This window comes from Acrocarpospora catenulata, from assembly GCF_018476525.1.
GTDB lineage: Bacteria > Actinomycetota > Actinomycetes > Streptosporangiales > Streptosporangiaceae > Acrocarpospora > Acrocarpospora catenulata.
Genome location: NZ_JAHCST010000073.1, coordinates 1 through 21,651 on the forward strand (window position 1 = coordinate 1; position 21,651 = coordinate 21,651).

14 protein-coding genes are annotated in these 21,651 nt (G+C 71.2%); 7 read left to right on the forward strand and 7 right to left on the reverse strand.

What is annotated here, in order from left to right:
* Window positions 1–43 precede the first annotated feature (43 nt).
* From KIP79_RS40415 to KIP79_RS40430, 4 genes are all read right to left on the reverse strand, one after another.
* The gene (locus tag KIP79_RS40415) at window positions 44–859 is read right to left on the reverse strand and encodes an SAM-dependent methyltransferase (protein ID WP_308170148.1); all 816 of its coding nucleotides are present in this window, start codon (window positions 857–859) and stop codon (window positions 44–46) included.
* Window positions 860–925: 66 nt separating this feature from the next.
* Entirely contained in the window at window positions 926–1,261 is a 336-nt protein-coding gene (locus KIP79_RS40420) for a PCC domain-containing protein (RefSeq protein WP_308170149.1), read from the reverse strand.
* On the reverse strand, window positions 1,252–2,079 hold the full coding sequence (locus KIP79_RS40425) for a helix-turn-helix domain-containing protein (RefSeq protein WP_308170155.1): 828 nt from the start codon (window positions 2,077–2,079) through the stop codon (window positions 1,252–1,254). Before KIP79_RS40425 ends, KIP79_RS40420 begins: the two co-directional genes overlap by 10 nt.
* A 233-nt stretch (window positions 2,080–2,312) precedes the next feature.
* Window positions 2,313–4,049 (reverse strand): serine/threonine-protein kinase, encoded by a 1,737-nt coding sequence (locus tag KIP79_RS40430; protein ID WP_214110323.1) that lies wholly within the window; start codon window positions 4,047–4,049, stop codon window positions 2,313–2,315.
* A gap of 109 nt (window positions 4,050–4,158) precedes the next feature.
* On the opposite strand from KIP79_RS40430, the gene KIP79_RS40435 reads away from it, so the two are divergent.
* The 3 genes from KIP79_RS40435 to KIP79_RS40445 are packed head-to-tail and all read left to right on the forward strand — an operon-like array spanning window position 4,159 to window position 8,140.
* On the forward strand, window positions 4,159–4,929 hold the full coding sequence (locus KIP79_RS40435) for a putative hydro-lyase (RefSeq protein ID WP_250214651.1): 771 nt from the start codon (window positions 4,159–4,161) through the stop codon (window positions 4,927–4,929).
* Between the two features lie 38 nt (window positions 4,930–4,967).
* On the forward strand, window positions 4,968–7,850 hold the full coding sequence (locus KIP79_RS40440; RefSeq protein ID WP_308170150.1) for an SNF2-related protein: 2,883 nt from the start codon (window positions 4,968–4,970) through the stop codon (window positions 7,848–7,850).
* Window positions 7,847–8,140 (forward strand): hypothetical protein, encoded by a 294-nt coding sequence (locus KIP79_RS40445; RefSeq protein ID WP_214110326.1) that lies wholly within the window; start codon window positions 7,847–7,849, stop codon window positions 8,138–8,140. Before KIP79_RS40440 ends, KIP79_RS40445 begins: the two co-directional genes overlap by 4 nt.
* Here the strand turns inward: KIP79_RS40445 and KIP79_RS40450 are convergent.
* From KIP79_RS40450 to KIP79_RS40460, 3 genes are all read right to left on the reverse strand, one after another.
* Complete coding sequence (locus KIP79_RS40450; protein ID WP_214110327.1) at window positions 8,063–8,992, reverse strand: diacylglycerol/lipid kinase family protein; 930 nt, start codon at window positions 8,990–8,992, stop codon at window positions 8,063–8,065. The two genes, KIP79_RS40445 and KIP79_RS40450, sit on opposite strands and share 78 nt — an antisense overlap.
* Before the next feature lie 82 nt (window positions 8,993–9,074).
* Window positions 9,075–11,885 carry an immune inhibitor A domain-containing protein gene (locus tag KIP79_RS40455; protein WP_214110328.1) on the reverse strand — a complete coding sequence of 937 codons (2,811 nt, stop codon included), beginning with the start codon at window positions 11,883–11,885 and terminating at the stop codon, window positions 9,075–9,077.
* Window positions 11,886–12,078: 193 nt separating this feature from the next.
* A complete protein-coding gene (locus KIP79_RS40460) occupies window positions 12,079–14,856 on the reverse strand; it encodes an immune inhibitor A domain-containing protein (protein ID WP_308170151.1) in 2,778 nt (925 codons plus the stop codon).
* Window positions 14,857–15,155: 299 nt separating this feature from the next.
* Between KIP79_RS40460 and KIP79_RS40465 the strand changes: the two genes are divergently transcribed.
* The 4 genes from KIP79_RS40465 to KIP79_RS40480 are packed head-to-tail and all read left to right on the forward strand — an operon-like array spanning window position 15,156 to window position 21,649.
* Window positions 15,156–16,508, forward strand: coding sequence for an FAD-binding oxidoreductase (locus KIP79_RS40465; RefSeq protein ID WP_214110330.1), 1,353 nt, complete (start codon window positions 15,156–15,158; stop codon window positions 16,506–16,508).
* Window positions 16,509–16,556: 48 nt separating this feature from the next.
* The gene (locus KIP79_RS49065) at window positions 16,557–18,059 is read left to right on the forward strand and encodes a serine/threonine-protein kinase (protein WP_308170152.1); all 1,503 of its coding nucleotides are present in this window, start codon (window positions 16,557–16,559) and stop codon (window positions 18,057–18,059) included.
* Window positions 18,060–18,078: 19 nt separating this feature from the next.
* Window positions 18,079–19,674 carry an acyl-CoA carboxylase subunit beta gene (locus tag KIP79_RS40475; protein WP_214110331.1) on the forward strand — a complete coding sequence of 532 codons (1,596 nt, stop codon included), beginning with the start codon at window positions 18,079–18,081 and terminating at the stop codon, window positions 19,672–19,674.
* A gap of 7 nt (window positions 19,675–19,681) precedes the next feature.
* Window positions 19,682–21,649 (forward strand): ATP-binding protein, encoded by a 1,968-nt coding sequence (locus KIP79_RS40480; protein ID WP_214110332.1) that lies wholly within the window; start codon window positions 19,682–19,684, stop codon window positions 21,647–21,649.
* The last annotated feature ends 2 nt before the right edge of the window (window positions 21,650–21,651 follow it).

Sequence of the window (21,651 nt, forward strand, 5' to 3'; positions counted from 1 at the left end):
CCCGCCGCGCCGGAGGCGCGGCCAATGTCACAGCGGGCCTATGTCACAGCTTGACGGCGACGCCGCCGAGAATGGGCACGTCTGGGTCGGAGGCGAGGATCCATTCGTCGGGACGCCAGCGGCGTAGGCCGACCAAGCCGGGTTCGACCAGTTTCAGGCCGTCGAAAAAGGCGGCGATCTCAGCCGTGGTGCGGGGGACGGCGGGCGAGGTGGCACCCTCGTAGCAGTCCACCAGCGGGTGTAGTACGGGGTCCCGGTGCAGGTGCGAGATGACCAGGCAGGAGCCGGGGGGCAGGGCGGCGAGCAGCGTGGCCACCACCTGGTGCGGGTGCTCGGCGTCCGTCACGAAGTGCAGCACCGCCAGCAGCAACAGCGCCACCGGCTGGGCGAAGTCGATGAGCCCGCGCACCTCGGCGTCGGCGAGGATGTCGGCGGGTTTGCGCACGTCCCCCTCCACCGCCACGGTACGGCTGTCGCGGGCCAGCAGCGCCCGCGCGTGCGCCAGCACGATCGGGTCGTGGTCCACGTAGACGACCCGGGACTCCGGGTCCGCCCGCTGGGCGATCTCGTGCACGTTCTCCTGGCCGGGCAGACCGGCCCCGATGTCGATGAACTGGCGGATGCGCCGCTCGCCCGCCAGGAACCGGACCGCCCGGCCGAGGAACCGCCGGTTGGCCCAGGCGATCTCCCTGACCGGCGGGACCTGGCGGACCACCTCGTCCGCGCAGGCCCGGTCGATCAGCGTGTTGTCCTTGCCGCCCAGCAGGTAGTCGTACATGCGGGCGACGTTGGGGACGCTGACGTCGACACCCTCCGGCACGACGGGAAGCGGCGGCTTCTCGGGCGGGGGGGAATTCACGGTCCCTAGGAAAGGGGAAAGCCGCCTTTCTGGGGGTAGCCCGCGAGGGTGGCCAGCTGAGGACAATCAGGCATCAAGAGGCACGACATAGACATTGGCGAACCACGTGCCGACCGTGGCCGCGTGCAGATGACCGGAAACGCCCTTGTCGCCCTCGATCGCCATCACCACGTGGATGTGCGGGGCGCCGTTGACAATCTCCCCGGTGCCGGTCATCTCAGCCGGGACGTCATAGTCGGTGACGATGTCCTTGGTGGCGTCCGCGGCCGGCATGGTGGAGAGCCGGAACGAGTCCACCCCGCCGATCAGCGAGACGATGGCGCCGTTGGCGATGTCGAGCTCGGCCAGCCGGGCCTGGAGCGTCTCGATCAGCTCGCCGTTCTTGATCTCGATCAGATGCACGGGTCCACTCCACTAAGGATCATGCCAATAGTCCGGATATTTTCGGATATTGGCTCGGACCGCAATGCGGCGCGCAGGGCGGAAGTGGTGCTTTCGTCCGGATGATCCCGAAGGAGCATCGCCGAGCACCAGCGGGCGCCCGCGTCCCTCGGGTTGTACAGCTCCTTGATCAGCGCCTGCGGGCTGGTGCCCACCCGGTTGCCGACCGCGCGCAGGTAGAGGTCGCGGATCTCGTGGTCCCGGCGGAGCGCGTGGGTGGCCGAGTCCACCAGTTCCGGACGGGCCGACTTGGCCACGATGCCGCAGGCGTTCACCCGGAGCACGGCCGGGCCCTCCTCCAGCCAGCGCACCAGGCGGCGCGAGGTGGCCGCGTCCCCGGAGGCGAAGTGGGAGATCAGCAGGTCGGTCTCGTGCGAGGTCTGCACGGTGGCCAGCGGGCCGGTGTCACCGGCCGCGATGGCGGAGACGATCTCGGCCGCCGAGTCGTGGGAGTGGGCGGGTAAGCGCAGGTTCGGCGGGCTGAGCGCGCCGAACGAGCCGGACAGGGCGGGCAGCACGAACGCGCGCCGCCGTGCCTGCCCGAGTTCCAGCACCCGGACGTCGACGTCCAGGGCTCTCGCGATATGCGGCAGCCAGAACGTGGGTTGGCGCTTCCCGTTCTCCCACCGCGACACCATCTCCCGAGTAACCGTCGTGCGTCCCGAAATATCGCAGCAAAGGCGGGCGAGCTCTGCTTGAGATAATCCGGCGGCTTCCCGAAGGTCTTTGATCAGGGGACCGATCGCCACAAATACGATCGTACGGGCCAAGTGCCGCACATGTCCGTTCCCGCAATCCAATTCGGTCAACTGTCACATTCTGTTAACAGGATTCCCAGGCCACCCCTTAGAAACCAACCCACCCGGCAATCGACTCCGGTAGTCGTATGTGGGGTTTGCCCGGCCGCGCCGGTGTCTGGACTGAACGGAGGGAGCGCAGCGACCGGAGAGAGGGAAGACACCGGCTGCGAAGCGGCCGGGCCGCCGTGCCGGAGGCGCGGCCAATGTCACAGTCAGGACTTGACGCGGGTGCGGTTACGTGCGCGGAAGGCCCGTATTTGAGCTGCGGCCTTCTCGGCCAGTTCCAGCAGGGTGATCGCGATCTTCCGGAGGACCACCGGTCCACGTCGCCGGATCTCGCCGAGAAGCGTGAGCGCGCCCTCCTGCGCCCTGGCCAGGGCGGCGCGGCCCTGGTCGGCGGCCTCGTCGCGGCGGCGGGCCAGTTCGCGGCGGTTCTCCTCGGCCAGTTGGCGGCCCGCCACCTCGGCCCCGGCGGTGAGCAGGACGACCACCATCAGGGCCGCCCGGGTGGCCAGTTCGTCGGTGCGGCCGTCCAGCGCGTACCGACGTTGTTCGCGCCACCAGTCGACCCAGGCGGGGCCGCCCTTGCCGAGCGAGGACAGGCCCTCCAGGCGGAGGCGGCGACGGTGCCGCCGGATGGCGCCGGGGTCCAGGGTGGTCTCCACGGCCACCGCGACGCCCCGGTTCCACTCCCGGGCGACGATCTCGCCGGTGCGCTCGCGCATCTGGTCCAGCACGTCCCTGGCCTGGGCGAGGATGATGGGCAGCTCGTCGCGGACCCGGGCCACCTCACGGCAGTCGGCCCCGGCGCAGGCCTGGTGCCCGCACGGGTGCCGGGCGACGTGGGCGAGGGCCCCGGAGGTGAGCACCTCGGCCAGTACGAGGTGGCCGGTGGTGTCCCCGGAGGCCAGTTCCCTGAGCCCGTCCGCGTCCACGGCGAAGCCTCGGTAGCGGGGGCGCAGGCCGGGGGTGAAGGTGGCGGCCAGCCCGGTGAGCACCAGCGGGGGCGGTTCCTCCAGCAGGGCCCGGTCCAGTTTCCGGTCGCCGACGTCCAGATCCAGCCAGTTGGCCAGGAGCACGTCGCCGCCCTCGAGGAGCCACCGTTCGGTGTCGGCGGGGTGCGCGGTCATGTGGGCGACCAGCGCGGCGGGAGTGCGGTGCTCGCGGCCCTCGAAGCGGATCGGCTCGGGGACCCGGTCGGGCGTGACGGCGGGCGTGCCCCCGGCCAGCCAGGCGGCCACCTCGCGGCCGGTCCAGCGGGCCTGCGGGTCCACGGTGAGCAGGCCCGCCAGCAGCGGGCGCCACCGGCCGGGACCGGCCTCGCCCAGCTCGACGGCGGGCTCGCCCGGGGTGAACTCGGGCGGCCGGCCGGTGAGCAGCTCGTGCACGACCACGCCCAGCGCCCACCAGGTGGCGGGGTCGCCGTTCTCCCCTGCCTGGCTCTCCGGCGCGGGTGGGCGGCTCCAGCCGTACCTGGCGGGGCGCGGGATCAGGCCCACGCTCAGGGTGAGCGGTTCGAAGCCGCTCACGGTGAGGTCCTCGGGGCGGAAGTCGCCGAGGTCCCGGTCGGTGGCCGCGCGCCAGGCGGCGGCCAGGTCGGCGACCGCGGCGACCACCTCCTTGGCCCGCTCCTCCGTCCAGGGTTCACCGGTCATCAGGCCGCGCAGGGAGCCGGCGGGCTGGTGGACCTGGGTGAGCCAGGGCAGGTCGCCGGCGCCGGACCCGGCCCTGCCGTACCCGAGCAGTCCGGCCACGGGCTGGCCGGTGAGGCGGTCCAGCAGGGGTTCGTCCAGCCAGCGGCCCGGCTGGTAGACGCGGAGGGTGAGCGGTCCCGTGCCGTTGTTCCTGGGCCGCGCGAGGTAGAGGTCGCTCTCGTCGTCCTGGGCGAGCAGGGATTCGATCACGAATCGCCGCCGCAGGGAGAGGGGCACCAGGGAGAACCGGGTCACAGGGACGGATCCTCTCAATCACCAACTAAAGGGAGCCAGACGATCTGACTACGAACTGCTAACGGGCCTGGCCGCCCACCCGGTTCCTCGGTCGGCCATGCTGGAGGACATGGAGCTGACTCCGGCGCAGGCGCGGCTGCGGTTCCGGCGCGGGGAACGGGTTCCCACAGCGGGGTGGTGCCCCGGCTGGACGCAGGCGAACCTGCTCGCGGTCCCCAGGGAGCACGCCTTCGACCTGCTGCTGTTCGCGCAGCGCAATCCGCGGCCCTGCCCGGTGCTGGACGTGGGCGATCCCGGCGCGACCCGGACCGCGCTGTTCGCGGGGGATCTCCGTACCGACCTGCCCGCCTACGTGGTCTACCGGGACGGCGCGCCGGTGGCGGAGCTGCCCGAGGTGACCGCGCACTGGCGGGAGGATCTGGTTCCGTTCCTGTTCGGGTGCAGTTTCACCTTCGAGGAGGCGCTGCTGCGGGCCGGGGTGCCGGTGCGGCACATCGAGGCGGGGGTGAACGTGCCGATGTACCGCACCTCGCTGCCCTGCGTCCCGGCGGGCGTGTTCACCGGGCCGCTGGTGGTGTCGATGCGGCCGGTCCCGGCCGGTCTGGTGCCCACCGCCGTACGGGTGACCGCTCGTTACCCGGCGGTGCACGGCGCCCCCCTGCATGTGGGGGCGCCCGAGGAGATCGGGGTGACCGACCTGGACCGGCCCGACTTCGGCGACCCGGTCGAGATCCGCCCCGGCGAGCTCCCGGTCTTCTGGGCCTGCGGCGTGACCACGCAGGCCGCGGTGATGGCCGCCGCGCTGCCGTTCGCGATCGGGCACGCGCCCGGCCACATGGCGATCACCGACGCCCGGGATGCGGATTATGCGGTGCTGTAGGGCCGGAGCGGTCCGGCGGCGCTGCTAGCTTGAACGGCGTGGGGACGAGGGTGGCGCACGCGGTGTGGACGGGAGACCGGATCGCGTGGTGGGTGGAGGACGCCGCGCTGCCCCGGACCGCCACTTCCCGCGCGGAGGTCCGCGACCACCCTTTCGCCAGCTCTGAGCGGGCCGAGGGCTCCGTCGTCCTGCTGCTGCCGAGCACGGCGCGTGGACCGCTGCCGTCACCGGAATCGGGCCTGCCGGTCCAGGCCCGCGCGCCCCGGCCGGGCCGCTGGCGGGTCCCGGTCCGGTACGGCGCCGCCGACGACGCCCTGCCCGGCCCTTCGGTGCGGTACTTCGGCGTGGTGGAGGAGTTCGCCCGCGACCTCGTCCGCCGGGGCCGCATTCTGCCGCAACTGCTCGCTGAGGAGGCCCGCTGGCGGCCGGTGCTGACCGGCCAGGACGCGGCCCGGTTCCGGGAGCTGGCGCTGGCCATGCCGCCGGTGTGCCGGGCGGTGGAGCGGGAGCGGCCGTCGGCCGGGGTGCTCCGCGAGACGCTGGACGCGCTGGTGGACCGCACGGCGCGCAAGGCCTTCCCGGAACGGCTGATCGGCGCCTACCGGCCCGGCCGCAAGGCCGCGCTCGCCGACAGGTGGCTGCTGGCGCTGACCGACCCCGACCCCCGGCTCACCGAGGTGGAACAGGACGAGGCGGTTGAGCTGACCCGTGCGCTGACCGCCTGGTTCGACGCGGCGCACCGCTTCGACGGCCCGATCCGGCTGGGGTTCCGGCTGGTGGAGCCCGCTCTGGAGGGCGACGACTGGCGGGTGGCGTTCGACCTGGTGTCCACGGAGGATCCGAAGGTGCGGATCAGCGCGGCACGGGTGTGGGCCGGAGAAGGGTTGCCCGGCATCGAGGCCGACCCGGTGGAGGCGTTGCGCGGCGGGCTGACCAGGGCGGTTCGGCTCTACCCGGACCTCGACCGGGCGCTTCGGGTGCCGTACCCGACGGAGGTGACCGTGGACACCCGGGGCGCGTTCGGGTTCCTCCGGCACAACGCGCCGCTGCTCGGGGCGGCCGGCTTCGAGGTCACGCTGCCGCCCTGGGTGGGCAGTACCCGGCTGGGGGTGAAGATGACCACCCGGGCCCGGCGCGACCCCGGCGGGCAGGGGCTGGGCGAGCGGGTGGACTTCCGCGTCGATCTCATGGTGGGCGACCAGGTGATCGGTGAGGCCGAGCTGGCCGAGCTGGCGCGGCGGCGGGTGCCGCTGGTGCGGGTGGACGGCGGCTGGGTGGAGCTGGCGGACGGGCAGCTGAAGGCCGCGCTGCGGGCCATGGAGCAGCGCAGGGCCGGGGAGCTGACCGTGGGCGAGGTGATCCGCGAGGTCGTGGTCGGCGGCGTGGAGGAGCTGCCGCTGGTGGCGGTGGACGCCGACGGGCTGCTCGGCGACCTGCTCTCCGGTGAGACCGAACGGCGGCTGCGGCCGGTGCCCACGCCGGTGACGCTGCACGGGACGCTCCGGCCGTACCAGGAGCGGGGGCTGGCCTGGCTGGGGTTCCTGAACGGGCTCGGGCTCGGCGGCATCCTCGCCGACGACATGGGGCTGGGCAAGACGGTCACCACGCTGGCGCTGCTGCTGGCCGAACGGGAGGCCGGAAAGCCGGAGCCCACCCTGCTGGTCTGCCCGATGTCGCTGGTCGGCAACTGGCAGAAGGAGGCGGCCAGGTTCGCGCCGAGCCTGCGCCTCTACATCCACCACGGGGGCGCCCGCCGCCGCGACGAGGAGCTCGACGAGGCGGTGCGCGCCGCCGACCTGGTCATCACCACGTACGGCACGGCCCTGCGCGACCTGCCCGCGCTGGCCGGGCGGGCCTGGGAGCGGGTGGTCTGCGACGAGGCCCAGGCGATCAAGAACAGCGCGGCCAGGCAGGCCCAGGCGGTGCGCGGCATCCGGGCGCGGAACCGGGTCGCGCTGACCGGCACCCCGGTGGAGAACCACCTGGCCGAGCTGTGGTCGATCATGGAGTTCTGCAACCCCGGCCTGCTCGGCCCGGCCCGGCTCTTCCGGGAGCGCTACCAGGAGCCGATCGAGACGCGCCGGTCTGAGACCGCGATGGCGGCCCTGCGCCGCGCCACCGGCCCGTTCGTGCTCCGCCGCCTGAAGACCGACAAGAGCATCATCTCCGACCTGCCGGAGAAGCTGGAGATGAAGGTCTGGTGCACGCTCACCCCCGAGCAGGCCGCCCTCTACCAGCGGGTGCTGATCGAGGGCATGGGCCGGATCGAGGACAGCGACGGCATCGAGCGGCGCGGCAACGTGCTGGCCACCATGACCCGGCTCAAGCAGGTCTGCAACCATCCGGCCCACCTGCTCAAGGACGGCTCCCGGCTGGACGGGCGGTCCGGCAAGCTGGCGCGGCTGGAGGAGATCGCCGAGGAGATCCTGGCGGAGGGCGACAAGGCGCTGGTGTTCACCCAGTACGCCGAGTTCGGCACCCTGCTCCAGCCGTACCTGGAGGCCCGGCTGGAGCGGCCGGTGCTCTGGCTGCACGGGGGTCTGAGCAAGCGACGGCGGGACGAGCTGGTGACCCGGTTCCAGGAGGACGACGAACCCATGATCTTCCTGCTCTCGCTGAAGGCGGGCGGGACCGGGCTGAACCTGACCGCCGCCACCCAGGTGATCCATGTGGACCGGTGGTGGAACCCGGCGGTGGAGAACCAGGCCACCGACCGGGCCTTCCGCATCGGGCAGACCCGGAACGTGCAGGTGCGGAAGTTCATCTGCGCGGGGACGCTGGAGGAGCGGGTGGACGAGCTGATCGAGCGGAAGCAGGCGCTGGCCGAGCGGGTGGTGGGCGCCGGCGAGGAGTGGATCGCCGAGCTCTCCGCCGAGCAGCTGCGCGAGCTGTTCCGGCTGGACCCGGAGGCGGTGCGATGAACGACTTCCAGGACAGGGAGATCGAGGATGTTCCGTTCGCGGAGCGGATGGACGACTTCTACGGGACCGGGGTCTCGGTGGCCCGGCTGAGGGCCCATCGGGAGGCCGCCGCCCCGGCCGACCTGCTGCTGCGGGCACTGGAGCCGCCGCCCATCAAGATCCGGCACATTCCGCTGCTCGACCTGCTCCGCCCCGCCTACCGGGGTCTGGCCTCACGTGTCGACGAAATCCTGCCCGACCATGACACGGACGCCGTTGGGGATGGTGGTGAGGGTCAGGGGGGTGCGTAGCCGTACCTCGCCGTCGATGTCGGCGGCCATCGGGGGGTCGGTTTCGATGAGCATCTCCCGGCCGACCACGAACGGGCCGCCGGCCAGGCTCCGCCACTTGCCGGTGGTGGCCCGGACGAGGGTCTCCACCAGCAGCCTTAACCGCTTGCCCGACCCCAGCTGGTAGGCGACCAGCTGCCGGTTGTCGATGCTGATGTCGCGAGCGATCTGCCAGCCGCCGTGGAAGCGGCCGTTGGCGATGTTGAGCTGGTGGGTGAGGAGTTCGTGGCGGACGCCGTCCACGGTCACGTACGCGCGGAAGGGGCTGTGGCCGGGCAGCACGGTGAGGGCGGTCAGCGGGTAGGCGGGCCGGCCGAGCGCCCGCTTCAGCCAGGGTTTCACGGTGCCGGCCACCTCCACGGAGACGCCGAAGCTGGCCAGGTTGGCGAACGGGCGGTCGCCGCACAGGCCCACGTCGATGTCGGCCACCTTGCCCTCGGTGAAGATCCGCACCGCCCCGGCCAGGGTGAGCGGCAGCCCGAGGCTGCGGGCGAAGTTGTTGGTGGTGCCCAGCGGGAGCGCGCCGAGGGCCACGTCGCGGTGGGTGAGGTGCTTGACGGCGCTGCTCAGCGTGCCGTCGCCGCCGCCCACGACGAGCAGGTCGGGCTCCAGCCCGAGCGCCTCGTCCAGCAGCGCGCGGAGCCGCCGGGGGTCCTCCACCGGGAAGACTCCGAGCGGGGCGAACCCGGCGGCCCTGATCAGCCGCAGCACCTCGTCGTAGTGCTTGCGACCGCGCCGGGACTTGGTGTTGACCACGACGGCGGCCCTCCGGTTCTCCCGGACGGCCGCCGTGTGCTCAGCCTTGCTGCGCATGATCACATGCTAGCCCTGTATTTCGCGCATCAATCCCTACCGATATCCCGTTCGAAGGGAACCACGAAATACAGGGCTTGGCTCACTTCTTTGGTGCTGTCACCTGAAGAATCACGCCCAGGTTGAGCGGGAGTGGGGTGATCAGCTTGATCTTCGCGCCGAGTGCCTTGCCCTCGTCGCCGGGGTTGCCGGTGCCCAGGGTGAAGCCCAGGAGCTGGCTGCCGTAGACCTCCGTCGCCGGGGTGCCGTCGGGCTTAACGACCCGTACGCCGTACGGCTGGTTGTCCTTGGCGGGGACCACTGCGGAGGCGTCCCGGCTCCGGTTGATGAACGAGGTGCCGCCCCGCCACTCGAAGCCCGGGTACCAGGTCTTGGCGTCGGTGAACTCCTTGACCGGATCCTGCGCCGGGAAGTTCGTGCAGTACATGCTGTACGGCTCGCCCGCCGCCTCCAGGCACTCCTTGAACGGGTAGGTCTTGTTGAAGCCGAATGCCCCGTTGGACGCCTGCGGACGCATCGGGATGTTCTTACTCGTGCTGGGATCCTTGGTGGCGGCCACGCCGGTCCTGCGCAGCGGGTCGAAGTGCGAGTCGACCAGCAGCAGCCCGCCCTTGGAGCCGTAGGACGGCAGCTCGGCCGTGTGCAGCGCCGGGTTGTTCTGCTCGTAGTAGGAGGCGTCCCGCAGCCAGACCAGCAGGCCGGGCGCGTTGTACTTGATCTTCTCCACGTTCCAGACGCCGTCGCGCTGGTAGTTGGTATCGTAGGTGTAGGCCAGGCCCTTGTCGAAGCCGTCCAGGTTCCGCCACTCGGCCAGGTAGAACTGGTCGGTGATCTCGGTGCCGCTGTGGATCTTCCAGCCCTGGCCCTTGCTGTCGGTGAAGGTGCCGGTGGTGGCGGTCCAGCCGTTGGCGCCGGACTCCACGTCGTCGCTCCACACGGTGGCGCCGGCGGCGGTCACCGCGAAGTCGTCGGCGAACCAGCCGCGCTCCATGAACGCGGCGTCGGTGGCGTACCGCAGGCGCAGCTGCACGGTCTGGCCGGCGAACGGGGTGAGGTCCACGTAGTCGTGCCGCCAGCCCTCGGTGGTGCCGGTCAGGCCGTACTTCTTGTCGCCGTAGTCCTTCAGGCGCTTGTTGGGGTCGCCGTAGCCGTCGTCGGTGGAGACCAGCGTGCCGCTCTCGTCGTAGACCTTCTGCTCGTGCCAGGTGGCGCCGCCGTCGGTGGACACCTCGACGAAGCCGTAGTCCCACTCGTCCTCGATGACGTAGTCGTTCCACATCCAGAACTTCACGTCGGACCCGGCCGGGACCGGCACGGTGCGGGTGATCTTCGAGTCGGCCCAGTTCTGGTCGGAGCCGGTCCACCAGGCGTTGCCGCCGCTGTGCGGCACGGTCAGCTCGGTGGACTTGTCCGGCAGGTTGATGCGGACGCCGTCCTCGGTGAACTTGGGCGTGTTGGAGGACTGGCCGACGGTGATCGTCTTGGTGCCGTCGCCCATGTTGAGCGTCTTGGGGTTGGCCCAGCCGAGCACCCACTTGCCCCAGAGGTCGATGTGCGCGGGGAGTGACTGGAAGATCGGGCCGGAGTGCGAGCCGGTGGACATCAGCGACCAGAACTCAACGCTGGTGTCGCCGGCGCCGGTCACGTCGTAGAGGTCGGGCAGGCCCAGGTCGTGGCCGTACTCGTGGGCGAAGACGCCGACGCCGGAGTCCTCGGGCTGCACGATGTAGTTGGCGATCTTCTTGTTGGTGCCGGGGATGGTGTAACCCCCGGTGATCGTCGAGGCGTGGGCCCAGATGGCGTAGGTGCCCTCGGCGCCACCGCCGCCCGACTTGTCCTTACCCGCGTGCACCAGCACCAGGTGGTCGATGACCCCGTCCGGCTCCAGCAGGTTGCCGTCGCCGTCGGCGTCGGAGATGTCCTCCAGGTCGTAGTCGGCCCACGGGAAGTTCGGCTGCTGGGCGGCCAGCGCGTTGATCGCGTCGACGGCGAGCGCCGCCGCGCCGAGCGGGTTGTCGGGGTGGCCGTTGGTGTTCTGCGGGGCGTTGTCCTCGCCCGCCACGCAGGCCGCGGCGCCGTACCAGGCCTCGGAGTGCGGGGCCTTGATCCAGCCGACCGCCTGGCCGCTGACCGAGTAGGCGCCCTTGGACATCTCCTCGTACATGTTCTTCATGGTGGAGCCGGAGATGTCGATGCCCTTCTTCCCGTCCCGGGGGTCGGTCAGGTCGGGGCGGACCCGCTTGGTGATCCCGGTGGTGCTGTAGAGCATCTTGTTGAAGTGGTCGGCGGAGAAGTCGTCGACCCACATCGAGTTGTTGTCCTTGCCCGGCCCGGGCAAGGTGGCCGGATTCGGGATCTTGTTGTGCAGCGGGCCGTTCAGCTTGGTGCCGGGCGGCTCGACCACGCAGGTGTTCGGCTCGGCGGTGGACTTCTGGCGGCTGAAGCCGGAGAAGTCGTCGTTGGCGTTCTCGTTGAACTCCACCAGCAGTGTCAGCAGCTTCGCCGTCTGCTTGGTCTTGGCCTTCTTGTAGATGAACTCGAAGGGGTTCTTGCCGGTGCGCAGCGCCTCCCGCTCGTTGCGCGCCAGGATCCTGGCGGCGCCGGGGTTTCCGCTCGCGTACTTGCGGTCGACCTCCTTGGCGATGTCCTGGCCGGTGAGCGCGGTGGCGTCCTTGGCCTCCCGGCCGAGCCGCTCGGTGTCGGCCGCCGCGACATCGTCCTGGATCATCGGCGGGGCGTAGTTGATGTAGTGGTCGCTCGCCGACGGGACCCAGTTGGCCGCCGTCGCGTCAGCCGCGCCGGCCGGGATGGCCGCCAGCCCGGCCGCCGCGAGGCCGAGGGCGGGCACGATGGCGGTTAATCGGCGGGCTCTTGAGGATGCTCTCGGAAACAAGTCTGTCCCTCCCTGCCTGTGACGGCACAGCACGTGCGCCGCATGCGGGACGTTAGATCAACCCGCTGGAGAAAGGGAAAGTCAACTATGGATGTTGCGAAACCGTAATGAGACCGGAAATTTCACACGGCCGGTCAAACGACGGCGGCCGCCCGGGAGGTCCCGGACGCCCGCCGCTTTCCGCGAAACGCGGTTACTTCTTGGCCGCGGTCACCTGGAGGATGACACCCAGGTTCAGCGGGAGCGGGCTGAGCAGCTTGATCTGCACGCCCGCCGCCTTGCCCTCGTCACCGGGGTTGCCGCTGCCGAGCAGGAACCCGTTGACGTCCTCTCCGTAGAGTTCGGTCGCCGGGGAACCGTCGGGGTTGACGATCCTGGTCGAGTACGGCTGGTTGCCCCGCGACGGGACCACCACGGAGCCGTCCCTGTAGCGGTAGAACAGGCCGCCGTTGCGGAACTCCAGACCCGGGTACCAGGTCTTGGCGTCGGTGAACTCCTTGACCGGGTTCTGCGCCGGGAAGTCCGTGCAGTACATGCTGAACGGCTCGCCCGCCCCTTCCAGGCACTCCCGGAACGGGTAGGTCTTGTTGAAGCCGAACGCCACGTCGGAGGACTGCGGACGGGACGGAAGGTTCTTCAGCGTGCTCGTGTCCTTGGTGGCCGCGACGCCGGACCTGCGGAGCGGGTCGAAGTGGGAGTCCACCAGGAGCAACTGGCCCTTCGACCCCACCGACGGAAGGGTGAAGGTGTTGGCCGCCGGGTTGTTCAGGCTGTACGAGGCGTCCCGCAGCCAGACCAGCAGGCCGGGGGCGTTGTACTTGATCTTCTCCACGCTCCATTTGTCGTCGCGCTGGTAGTTGGTGTCGTAGGTGTAGGCCAGGCCGTTGTCGAAGCCGTCCAGGTTCCGCCACTCGGCCAGGTAGTACTGGGCCGCCTGGACGTCGCCGCTGTGCCTGGTCCACCCGGCGCCGGTGCTGTCGGTGAAGGTGCCGGTGGTGGCGGTCCAGCCGTTGGCGCCGGACTCCACGTCGTCACTCCACACGGTGGCGCCGCCGACGGTCACCGCGAAGTCGTCGGCGAACCAGCCGCGCTCCAGGGCCGCCGCGTCGGTGTTGTACCGCAGGCGAAGCTGGACGGTGGTCCCGGCGAACGGGGCCAGATCCACGTAGTCGTGGCGCCAGCCGTGGGTGTCACCGGTCAGGCCGTACTTCTTGTTGCCGTAGTCGTGCAGGCGGCCGTTGGGGTCGGAGTAGCTGTCGTCGGTGGTGACCAGCGTGCCGTCCTCGGCGTAGACCTTCTGCTCGGCCCAGGTGGTTCCGCCGTCGGTGGACACCTCGATGAAGCCGAAGTCCCAGTCGGACTCGATGACGTAGTCGTTCCACATCCAGAACCTGGCGTCGGACCCGGCCGGGACCTGCACGGTGCGGGTGATCTTCGAGTCGGCCCAGTTCTGGTCGTTGCCGGACCACCAGGCATTGGCCCCGCTGTGCGGCGTGGTCATGACCACGTGCTTGTCCGGCAGGTTGATCCGCACGCCGTCCTCGGTGAGCTTGGGCGTGTTGGAGGTCTGGCCGACGGTGACCAGCTTGGTGCCGTCACCGGGGTTGATCACCTTCGGGTTGGCCCAGCCGAGCACCCACTTGTCCCACAGGCCCATGTGGGTCGGCATGGACTGGAAGATCGGGCCGGAGTGCGAGCCGGTGGACATCAGGTCCCAGAAGTCCACGGCGGAGTCGCCGGCGCCGCTGGCGTCGTACAGGTCGGGCAGGCCCAGGTCGTGGCCGTACTCGTGGGCGAAGACGCCGACGCCGGAGTCCTCGGGCTGCACGATGTAGTTGGCGATCTTCTTGTTGCTGCCCGGGATGGTGTAGCCGCCGGGGATGGAGGAGGAGTGCGCCCAGATGGCGTAGGTGCCCTCGGCGCCACCGCCGCCCGACTTGTCCTCACCGGCGTGCACCAGCACCAGGTGGTCGACCACACCGTCCGGCTCCAGCACGTTGCCGTCGCCGTCCGCGTCGGAGGTGTCCTCCAGGTCGTAGTCGGCCCACGGGAAGTTCGGCTGCTGCGCGGCCAGCGCGTTGATCGCGTCGATGGCCAGGCGGGACGCGCCGGCCGGGTTGTCGGGGTGGCCGGACATGTTCTGGGGGGCGTTCCCGCCGCCGGGGTTGCAGCGGGCGGCGCCGTACCAGGCCTCCGAGTGCGGGACCTTGATCCAGCCGACCGCCTGGCCGGTGACCGTGTAGGCGCCCTTGGACATCTCCTCGTACATCTTCTTCATGGTGAAGCCGGAGATGTCGATGCCGTTCCTGCCGTCCCGCGGGTCCTTCAGGTCGGGGCGGACGCGGGTGGTGATGCCCTTGTCGGAGTAGAGCATCTTGTTGTAGTGGTCGGTGCTGAAGTCCGCCACCCACATGGAGTTGTTGTCCTTGCCCGGTCCCGGCAGGGTGGCCGGGTTCGGGATCTTGTTGTGCAGCGGGCCGTTCTGCTTGGTGCCGGGCGGCTCGACCACGCAGGTGTTCGGTTCCGCGGTGGACTTCTGGCGGCTGAAGCCGGAGAAGTCGTCGTTGGCGTTCTCGTTGAACTCCACCAGCAGCGTCAGCAACTTCGCCGTCTGCTTGGTCTTGGCCTTCTTGTAGATGAACTCGAAGGGGTTCTGGCCGGTCCTGATGGCCCGGTGCTCCCGACCGGCCAGCACGCGCGCCGCGGCGGGGTTGCCGCTGGCGAACTTGCGGTCGAAGCGCTCGGCGGCGATCTGCCCCGGCGTGCCGGACCGGTTGTTGGCCCCGGTGGGCACCCGTTCCGCGCCGGCGTCCCCGACGTCGTCCTGGACCATGGGCGAGGCGTAGTTGATGTAGTGGTCGCTCGCTGACGGCACCCAGTCGGCCACCGTCGTGTCGGCCGCCGCCGCGTTGACCGCCGCGCCGGGGATGGCCGCCAGCCCCGCAGCCGCGAGGCCGAGAACGGAAGCCACGGCGGCCAGTCGCCGGGTCCGTCCTAAGGATGATCTGCTTGACAAGGTATGACCCTCCCTGCCCGGGGTTACCGGGCGACATCCTTCAAGCGCGCAAGGGGTTGACGCGCGCCTGCGACGTGCGAAACCCCGGAAATCACAGGGGATGACACACGTCGCAAGCCGGACGTTAGATCAACAGGTCAAGGAACGGTAAAGTCAACAGTGGATGTTGCGAAACCGTGATCGATTCGGATTTTTCATGCGACGGACGGCGATGCGACGGCCTGAGCATTCCGGCTGGCGATTATGTTCGAAGCGTGAAAGATCTGATCGCGGCGCTGCCGCCGGGACGGGTGATCGTGGACCCCGACGTGGTCGGCACCTATACCCGGGACCGGACCTATCTTCAGCCAGGGCAGGCGGTCGGGGCCGTGCTGGCCGAGTCCCGCGAGGACGTGGTGACCACCCTGCGCTGGGCCACCGAGCACCGGGTGCCGGTGGTGCCGCGCGGCGCGGGCACCGGCCTGGCCGGGGCGGCCACCGCCACCGACGGGTGCCTGGTCCTCGCCCTGCACCGGATGACGGCCATCACCGAACTCTCCCCCGACGACGAGATCGCGGTGGTGCAGCCGGGCGTGATCACCGCCGACCTGGACCGCGCCGCCCGGGTGCACGGCCTCATGTACGCGCCCGACCCGTCCTCGTACGAGATCTCCACCATCGGCGGCAACCTGGCCACCAACGCGGGCGGTCTGCGCTGCGTGAAGTACGGCGTGACCCGGGACTCCACGCTCGGCCTCGAGGTGGTGCTGGCCGACGGGCGGGTGCTGAACACCGGCCGCCGCACCATGAAGGGCGTCACCGGCTACGACCTGACCAGCCTGTTCGTCGGCTCGGAAGGCACCCTGGGCGTGATCACCGAGGCCACCGTACGGCTGCGCCGCGCCCCCGCGGAGCCCCCGGCCACGGTGGCCGCCGAGTTCGGCTCGCTCCGGGACGCCGCGGCGGCGGTGGCGGCGATCATTGCCGCCGGCTGCCAGCCGGCCATGTTGGAGCTGATCGACCGCAACACCCTCCAGGCCATCGACGACTGGAAGCACATCGGCCTGGAGCCGGGGACCCGGGCCATGCTGATCGCCCAGTCCGACGCCGCCGACTCGGCCACCGCCACCGCGCGCATGGCCAAGCTCTGCGACGAGAACGGCGCGTCGTTCACGGCCGTCTCCAGCACCCCGCAGGAGTCCGCCGAGTTGGTCGGCATCCGGCGGCTGGCCTACGACGCCAAGGAGCGGCTCGGCGCCTGCCTGGTGGAGGACGTCTGCGTGCCGCGTTCCGCGCTGCCCGACATGATCTCGGCCGTGGAGGCGGCCGGGGACCGGCACGGGGTGCTGATCTGCACGGTCGCGCACGCCGGTGACGGCAACGTGCACCCGGTCTTCATCTTCGAGCACGGGCTGGCCGAGCCGCCCGAGCACGTGTGGGCGGCGGCCGATGAGGTGTTCCGCGCCGCGCTGGCGCTCGGCGGCACCCTCACCGGGGAGCACGGGGTGGGGATGCTGAAGCGGCGCTGGCTGGCGCTTGAGGCCGGGCCGGTGGTGGCCGATCTGCACCAGGGCATCAAGGCTGTCTTCGATCCGCTGAACATTCTCAATCCCGGCAAAGCCATCTGACACTGGTACCGTTCAGCCACTTGAGCACCGATATTTCGGGGAGAAGTGGTGGAAGGGGATCCGGTACGGCTGGGGCCGTTCACGATCGTGCGCCGCCTGGGCGAGGGCGGGCAGGGCGTGGTGTTCCTGGGCACCGGGCCATCCGGGGAACAGGTGGCCGTCAAGCTGCTGCACACCCGGCTCACCGCCGACCCCGAGGCCAGGACCCGCTTCCTGCACGAGGTGGCGCTGGCCCAGCGGGTGGCCAGGTTCTGCACCGCCCCCGTGCTCCACGCCGACCTGGCCGGCAACCAGCCGTACATCGTCAGCGAGTACGTGCCCGGCAGTTCCCTGCGCGACCTGGTCGACCAGGAGGGCCCGCGCCGGGGGGCGGCGCTGGACCGGCTGGCGATCAGCACGGCCACCGCGCTGGCCGCCATCCACCGGGCGGGCATCACCCACCGCGACTTCAAACCGGCCAACGTGCTGATGGGCCCGGAGGGCCCGGTGGTGATCGACTTCGGCGTCGCCAAGGCGCTGGACTCGCCGCAGACCACCGGCACCGGCGCCACCATGGGCACCCCGGCCTACCTGGCCCCCGAGGTGATGTCCGACGGCCAGGCCACGGCCGCCTCCGACGTGTTCGCCTGGGGGGTCACCATCGTCTTCGCGGCGACCGGCCGCCCCGCGTTCGGGGCGGACTCGATCCCGAAGGTGATGAACCGCATCCTGCACCAGCCGCCGGACCTCGGCGAACTGACGGGCGAGCTGCGCGAGCTGGTCACCGCCTGCCTGGCGAAGGACCCGGCGCGGCGGCCGACCGCCGAGGCGGTGGTGGCGCATCTGACGGGCGGCGCCAAGGTCACGGCTCCCCTCCCGGCACGCCGTCCCGACCGGCGGCGTCCGGTGATCGTGGCCGCCGCCGCGGCCGTCTCGGCGCTGGCGGTCACCGCCGCCGCCGTGCTCTCCAACCAGCAGCCCGACCCGGTCCCGGTGGCGGCGCCGCCGACGTTACCCGCCCCGGCGGCCACCACCCCGGAGAGCTCGCCGTCCCGGCCGCCCCGGAGGTCGCCCGCGCCCGTGAAGAGCGCGGCGGTGGTCCCGGTCAAGCAGCCGGTGAAACCGTCCCAGACGCCGAAGCCCACGCCCAGTCCCACGCCGAGCCCTTCCCCCACTCCCTCCCCCAGCCCCTCGCCCAGTCCTTCCCCCAGCCCGTCGCCGACGCCGAAGCCGGCGCCCAAGCCCAACCCGTACACGCCGCGCGGGCTCTGCGGCGGGCAGTTCCGGGTGATCGGCACCCACGGCTGGTCCGGCAAGGCGACCACCTACCTGCTGAAGAACCCGGCCAACAACCGCTACTGCGTGGTGACGCTGTCCAAGAACGAACTGGAGGGCAAGGTCAGGATGGGCGCGGTGCTGCTGGTGAAGGACGGCCCCACCGGCCGCGACTGGGGCCGGTACACCGCCTACGCCGGGCCGATCAAACTGGCCGCCCCCGGCAAGTGCGTGATCTGGGGCGGCGGCTACGCCCAGACCTCCTGGAAGAGCACCTGGACGCACTGCGGAACCTGACCCCGAGCACAATGTGCCCATGAGTCTGATCGCCAGCGGGCTGGACACGGCAGCCCCCGAGTACGGCGCCCGTCGTGCCGCCATGCTCGCCAAACTGGACGACCTGGCGGCCGAGCACGCCAAGGCGGTGGCCGGCGGCGGCCCCAAGTACGCCGACCGGCACCGGGAGCGGGGCAAGCTCCTGGCCAGGGAGCGGGTGGAACTACTGCTGGACCCCGACTCCCCCTTCCTGGAGCTGTCGCCGCTGGCCGCCTGGGGCAGCGACTTCCCGGTCGGGGCCAGCGTGGTGACCGGCATCGGGGTGGTCGAGGGCGTGGAGTGCGTGGTCGTCGCCAACGACCCGACCGTGCGGGGCGGCGCGTCCAACCCGTGGACGCTCCGCAAGACGCTGCGGGCGGCCGACATCGCGCTGAAGAACCGGCTGCCGCTGATCAACCTGGTCGAGTCCGGCGGCGCAGACCTGCCCACCCAGAAGGAGATCTTCATCCCGGGCGGCCAGGTCTTCCGCGACCTCACCCGGCTGTCGGCGGCGGGCGTCCCCACCATCGCGCTGGTCTTCGGCACCTCCACCGCCGGCGGCGCGTACGTGCCCGGCATGAGCGACCACGTGGTCATGGTCCGGGACCGGGCCAAGGTCTTCCTGGGCGGCCCGCCGCTGGTGAAGGTGGCCACCGGGGAGGAGTCCGACGACGAGTCGCTGGGCGGGGCGCTGCTGCACGCCCGCGACTCCGGCCTGGCCGACCACCTGGCCGCCGACGAGCGGGACGCGCTCCGGCTGGGCCGCCGCATCGTGCGCCGCCTCAACTGGCGCAAGCTCGGCCGCGCCCCCGGCCCGGTCACCGCCCCGGTCTACGACGAGGACGAACTGCTCGGCGTGGTGCCGGAGGACCTGCGGGTGCCGTTCGACCCGCGTGAGGTGATCGCCCGCATCGTGGACGGCAGCGACTTCGACGAGTTCAAGCCGCTGTACGGCGACAGCCTGGTCACCGGCTGGGCGGCCCTGCACGGCTACCCGATCGGCATCCTGGCCAACGCCCGCGGCGTGCTGTTCGGCGCCGAGTCGCAGAAGGCCGCCCAGTTCATCCAGCTGGCCGACCAGACCAGGACGCCGCTGCTGTTCCTGCAGAACACCACCGGCTACATGGTGGGCCGGGAGTACGAGCGCTCCGGCATCGTCAAGCACGGCTCGATGATGATCAACGCGGTGGCCAACTCCACGGTGCCGCACATCACGATCGTCCTGGGCGCCTCCTACGGCGCGGGAAACTACGGCATGTGCGGGCGGGCCTTCGATCCGCGCTTCCTGTTCGCCTGGCCGAGCGCCAAGTCGGCGGTGATGGGCCCGGCCCAGCTGGCGGGGGTGCTGTCCATCGTCGGCCGGGCCGCCGCCGAGTCGCGCGGGCAGGTCTACGACGAGGAAGGGGACGCGGCCATGCGCGCCATGGTGGAGTCCCAGGTTGAGGCGGAGTCGCTGGCGTTCTTCCTGTCGGGGCGGCTCTACGACGACGGGGTGATCGATCCCCGGGACACCCGTACCGTGGTCGGGCTCTGCCTGTCCGCGATCAACAACGCCGCCGAACCCGCGCCTGGCGGGTTCGGCGTCTTCCGGATGTGAGCGCCACATGAGCCGTACGAGCATCGCCCGCCTGCTGGTGGCCAACCGGGGGGAGATCGCCCGCCGGGTGCTGCGTACCTGCCGGGAGCTGGGCATCGAGACCGTCGCGGTGTTCACCGCCGCCGACGCCGCCGCGCCGCACGTGGCCGAGGCCGACCACGCGGTACGCCTCGGGGACGGCGACCCGAAGGCATATCTGGACATCGGCCTGGTCATCGAGGCCGCCACCCGCGCGGGGGCGGACGCGGTGCACCCCGGCTACGGCTTCCTGTCGGAGAACGCCGAGTTCGCCCGTGCCGTACAGGCCGCGGGGCTGACCTGGATCGGGCCCCCGCCGGAGGCCATCGCGGCGATGGGCTCCAAGATCGAGGCCAAGGAGCTGATGGCCAGGGCCGGGGTGCCGGTGCTGCCGGGCGTCACGGTGGCGGACTCGCAGGATCCGGCCGAACTGGCGGCCCAGGTCGCGGAGACCCTGGGCGAGCAGCCGCTGCTGGTCAAGGCGTCCGCCGGGGGCGGCGGGCGGGGCATGCGCATCGTCCGGGACCCCGCCGAGCTGCCCGACGCGGTGGCCGCCGCCCGGCGGGAGGCGGCGGCCGCGTTCGGCGACGGCACGGTCTTCGTCGAACCTCTGGTGGAACAAGCCCGGCACGTCGAGGTGCAGATCCTGGCCGACGCGCACGGCACGGTCTGGGCGCTGGGCGAGCGTGACTGCTCGATCCAGCGCCGCCACCAGAAGGTGATCGAGGAGGCGCCCTCCCCCGCCGTCACGCCGGAGCTGCGCCGCGAGCTGGCCGAGGCGGCGACGCAGGCCGCCAGAGCCATCGGCTATCAGGGTGCGGGCACGGTGGAGTTCCTGCTCGCCGGGGGCCGCTTCCACTTCCTGGAGACCAACACCCGGCTCCAGGTCGAGCACCCGGTGACCGAGTGCGTCTACGGCGTCGACCTGGTCCGGCTCCAGATCGAGATCGCCGAAGGGCTGGCCCTGCCCGCGCTGCCGCCCAGCCCGGTCGGCCACGCCATCGAGGTCCGCCTCTACGCCGAGGACCCGGCCAAGGACTGGCTGCCCGGCCACGGCACCCTCCACCACTTCGCGATCCCGGGCGTGGAGAGCGAGTTCGAAGCCGGTGGCCTCCGCCTGGACTCAGGGGTGGTGGACGGTGACGAGATCGGCACCCACTACGACCCGATGCTGGCCAAGCTCATCTGTTACGCGCCCACCCGCGACGCCGCCGCCCGCCGCCTGGCCACCGCGCTGGCCGGAGCCCGCATCCACGGCCCCGTCACCAACCGCGACCTGCTGGTCCGCGTGCTCCGCCACCCGGAGTTCCGCTCCGGCGCCACCGACACCGGCTTCCTGGACCGGCACCGGCTCACCGAACCCCTCGCCGACCCCGAATCCGTGCGACTGTCGGCGCTGGCGGCGGCACTGTCCCGCTCGGCCGCCAACCGCCACACCGCACCCGTACTCGGCGGCCTGCCCAGCGGCTGGCGGAACGTGCCCTCCCAACCCCAGCGCGTCGAGTACGCGGAAACCGGGCCGATCGAATACCGCTTCACCCGCGACGGCCTGGACCACCCGGGCGTCGTCCTGGTGAGCGCCGACCCCGGCCGGGTGGTGCTGGAGTCGGAGGGCATCACCCGCACCTTCACGGTCGCGGCCCACCCCGAGGCCACCTTCGTCGACTCCCCCCTCGGCCCGGTACGGCTCACGCCACTCCCCCGCCTCCCCGAACCGGCGGAAAAAGTCGCCCCCGGATCGCTACTGGCCCCCATGCCGGGCACAGTGCTCAGGGTGGAAGCCGCCCAAGGCGAGCGAATCGCCGCGGGAAAGGCCGTGGTGGTCCTGGAGGCCATGAAGATGGAACATCAGATCGCCGCACCGGCCGACGGGCTGGTGGCGGAGCTCAACGTCGCCCCAGGCGACCAGGTCGAGGCCGGGAGCGTGCTCGCGGTCATCACAGCGGAAGGCGAATAGAC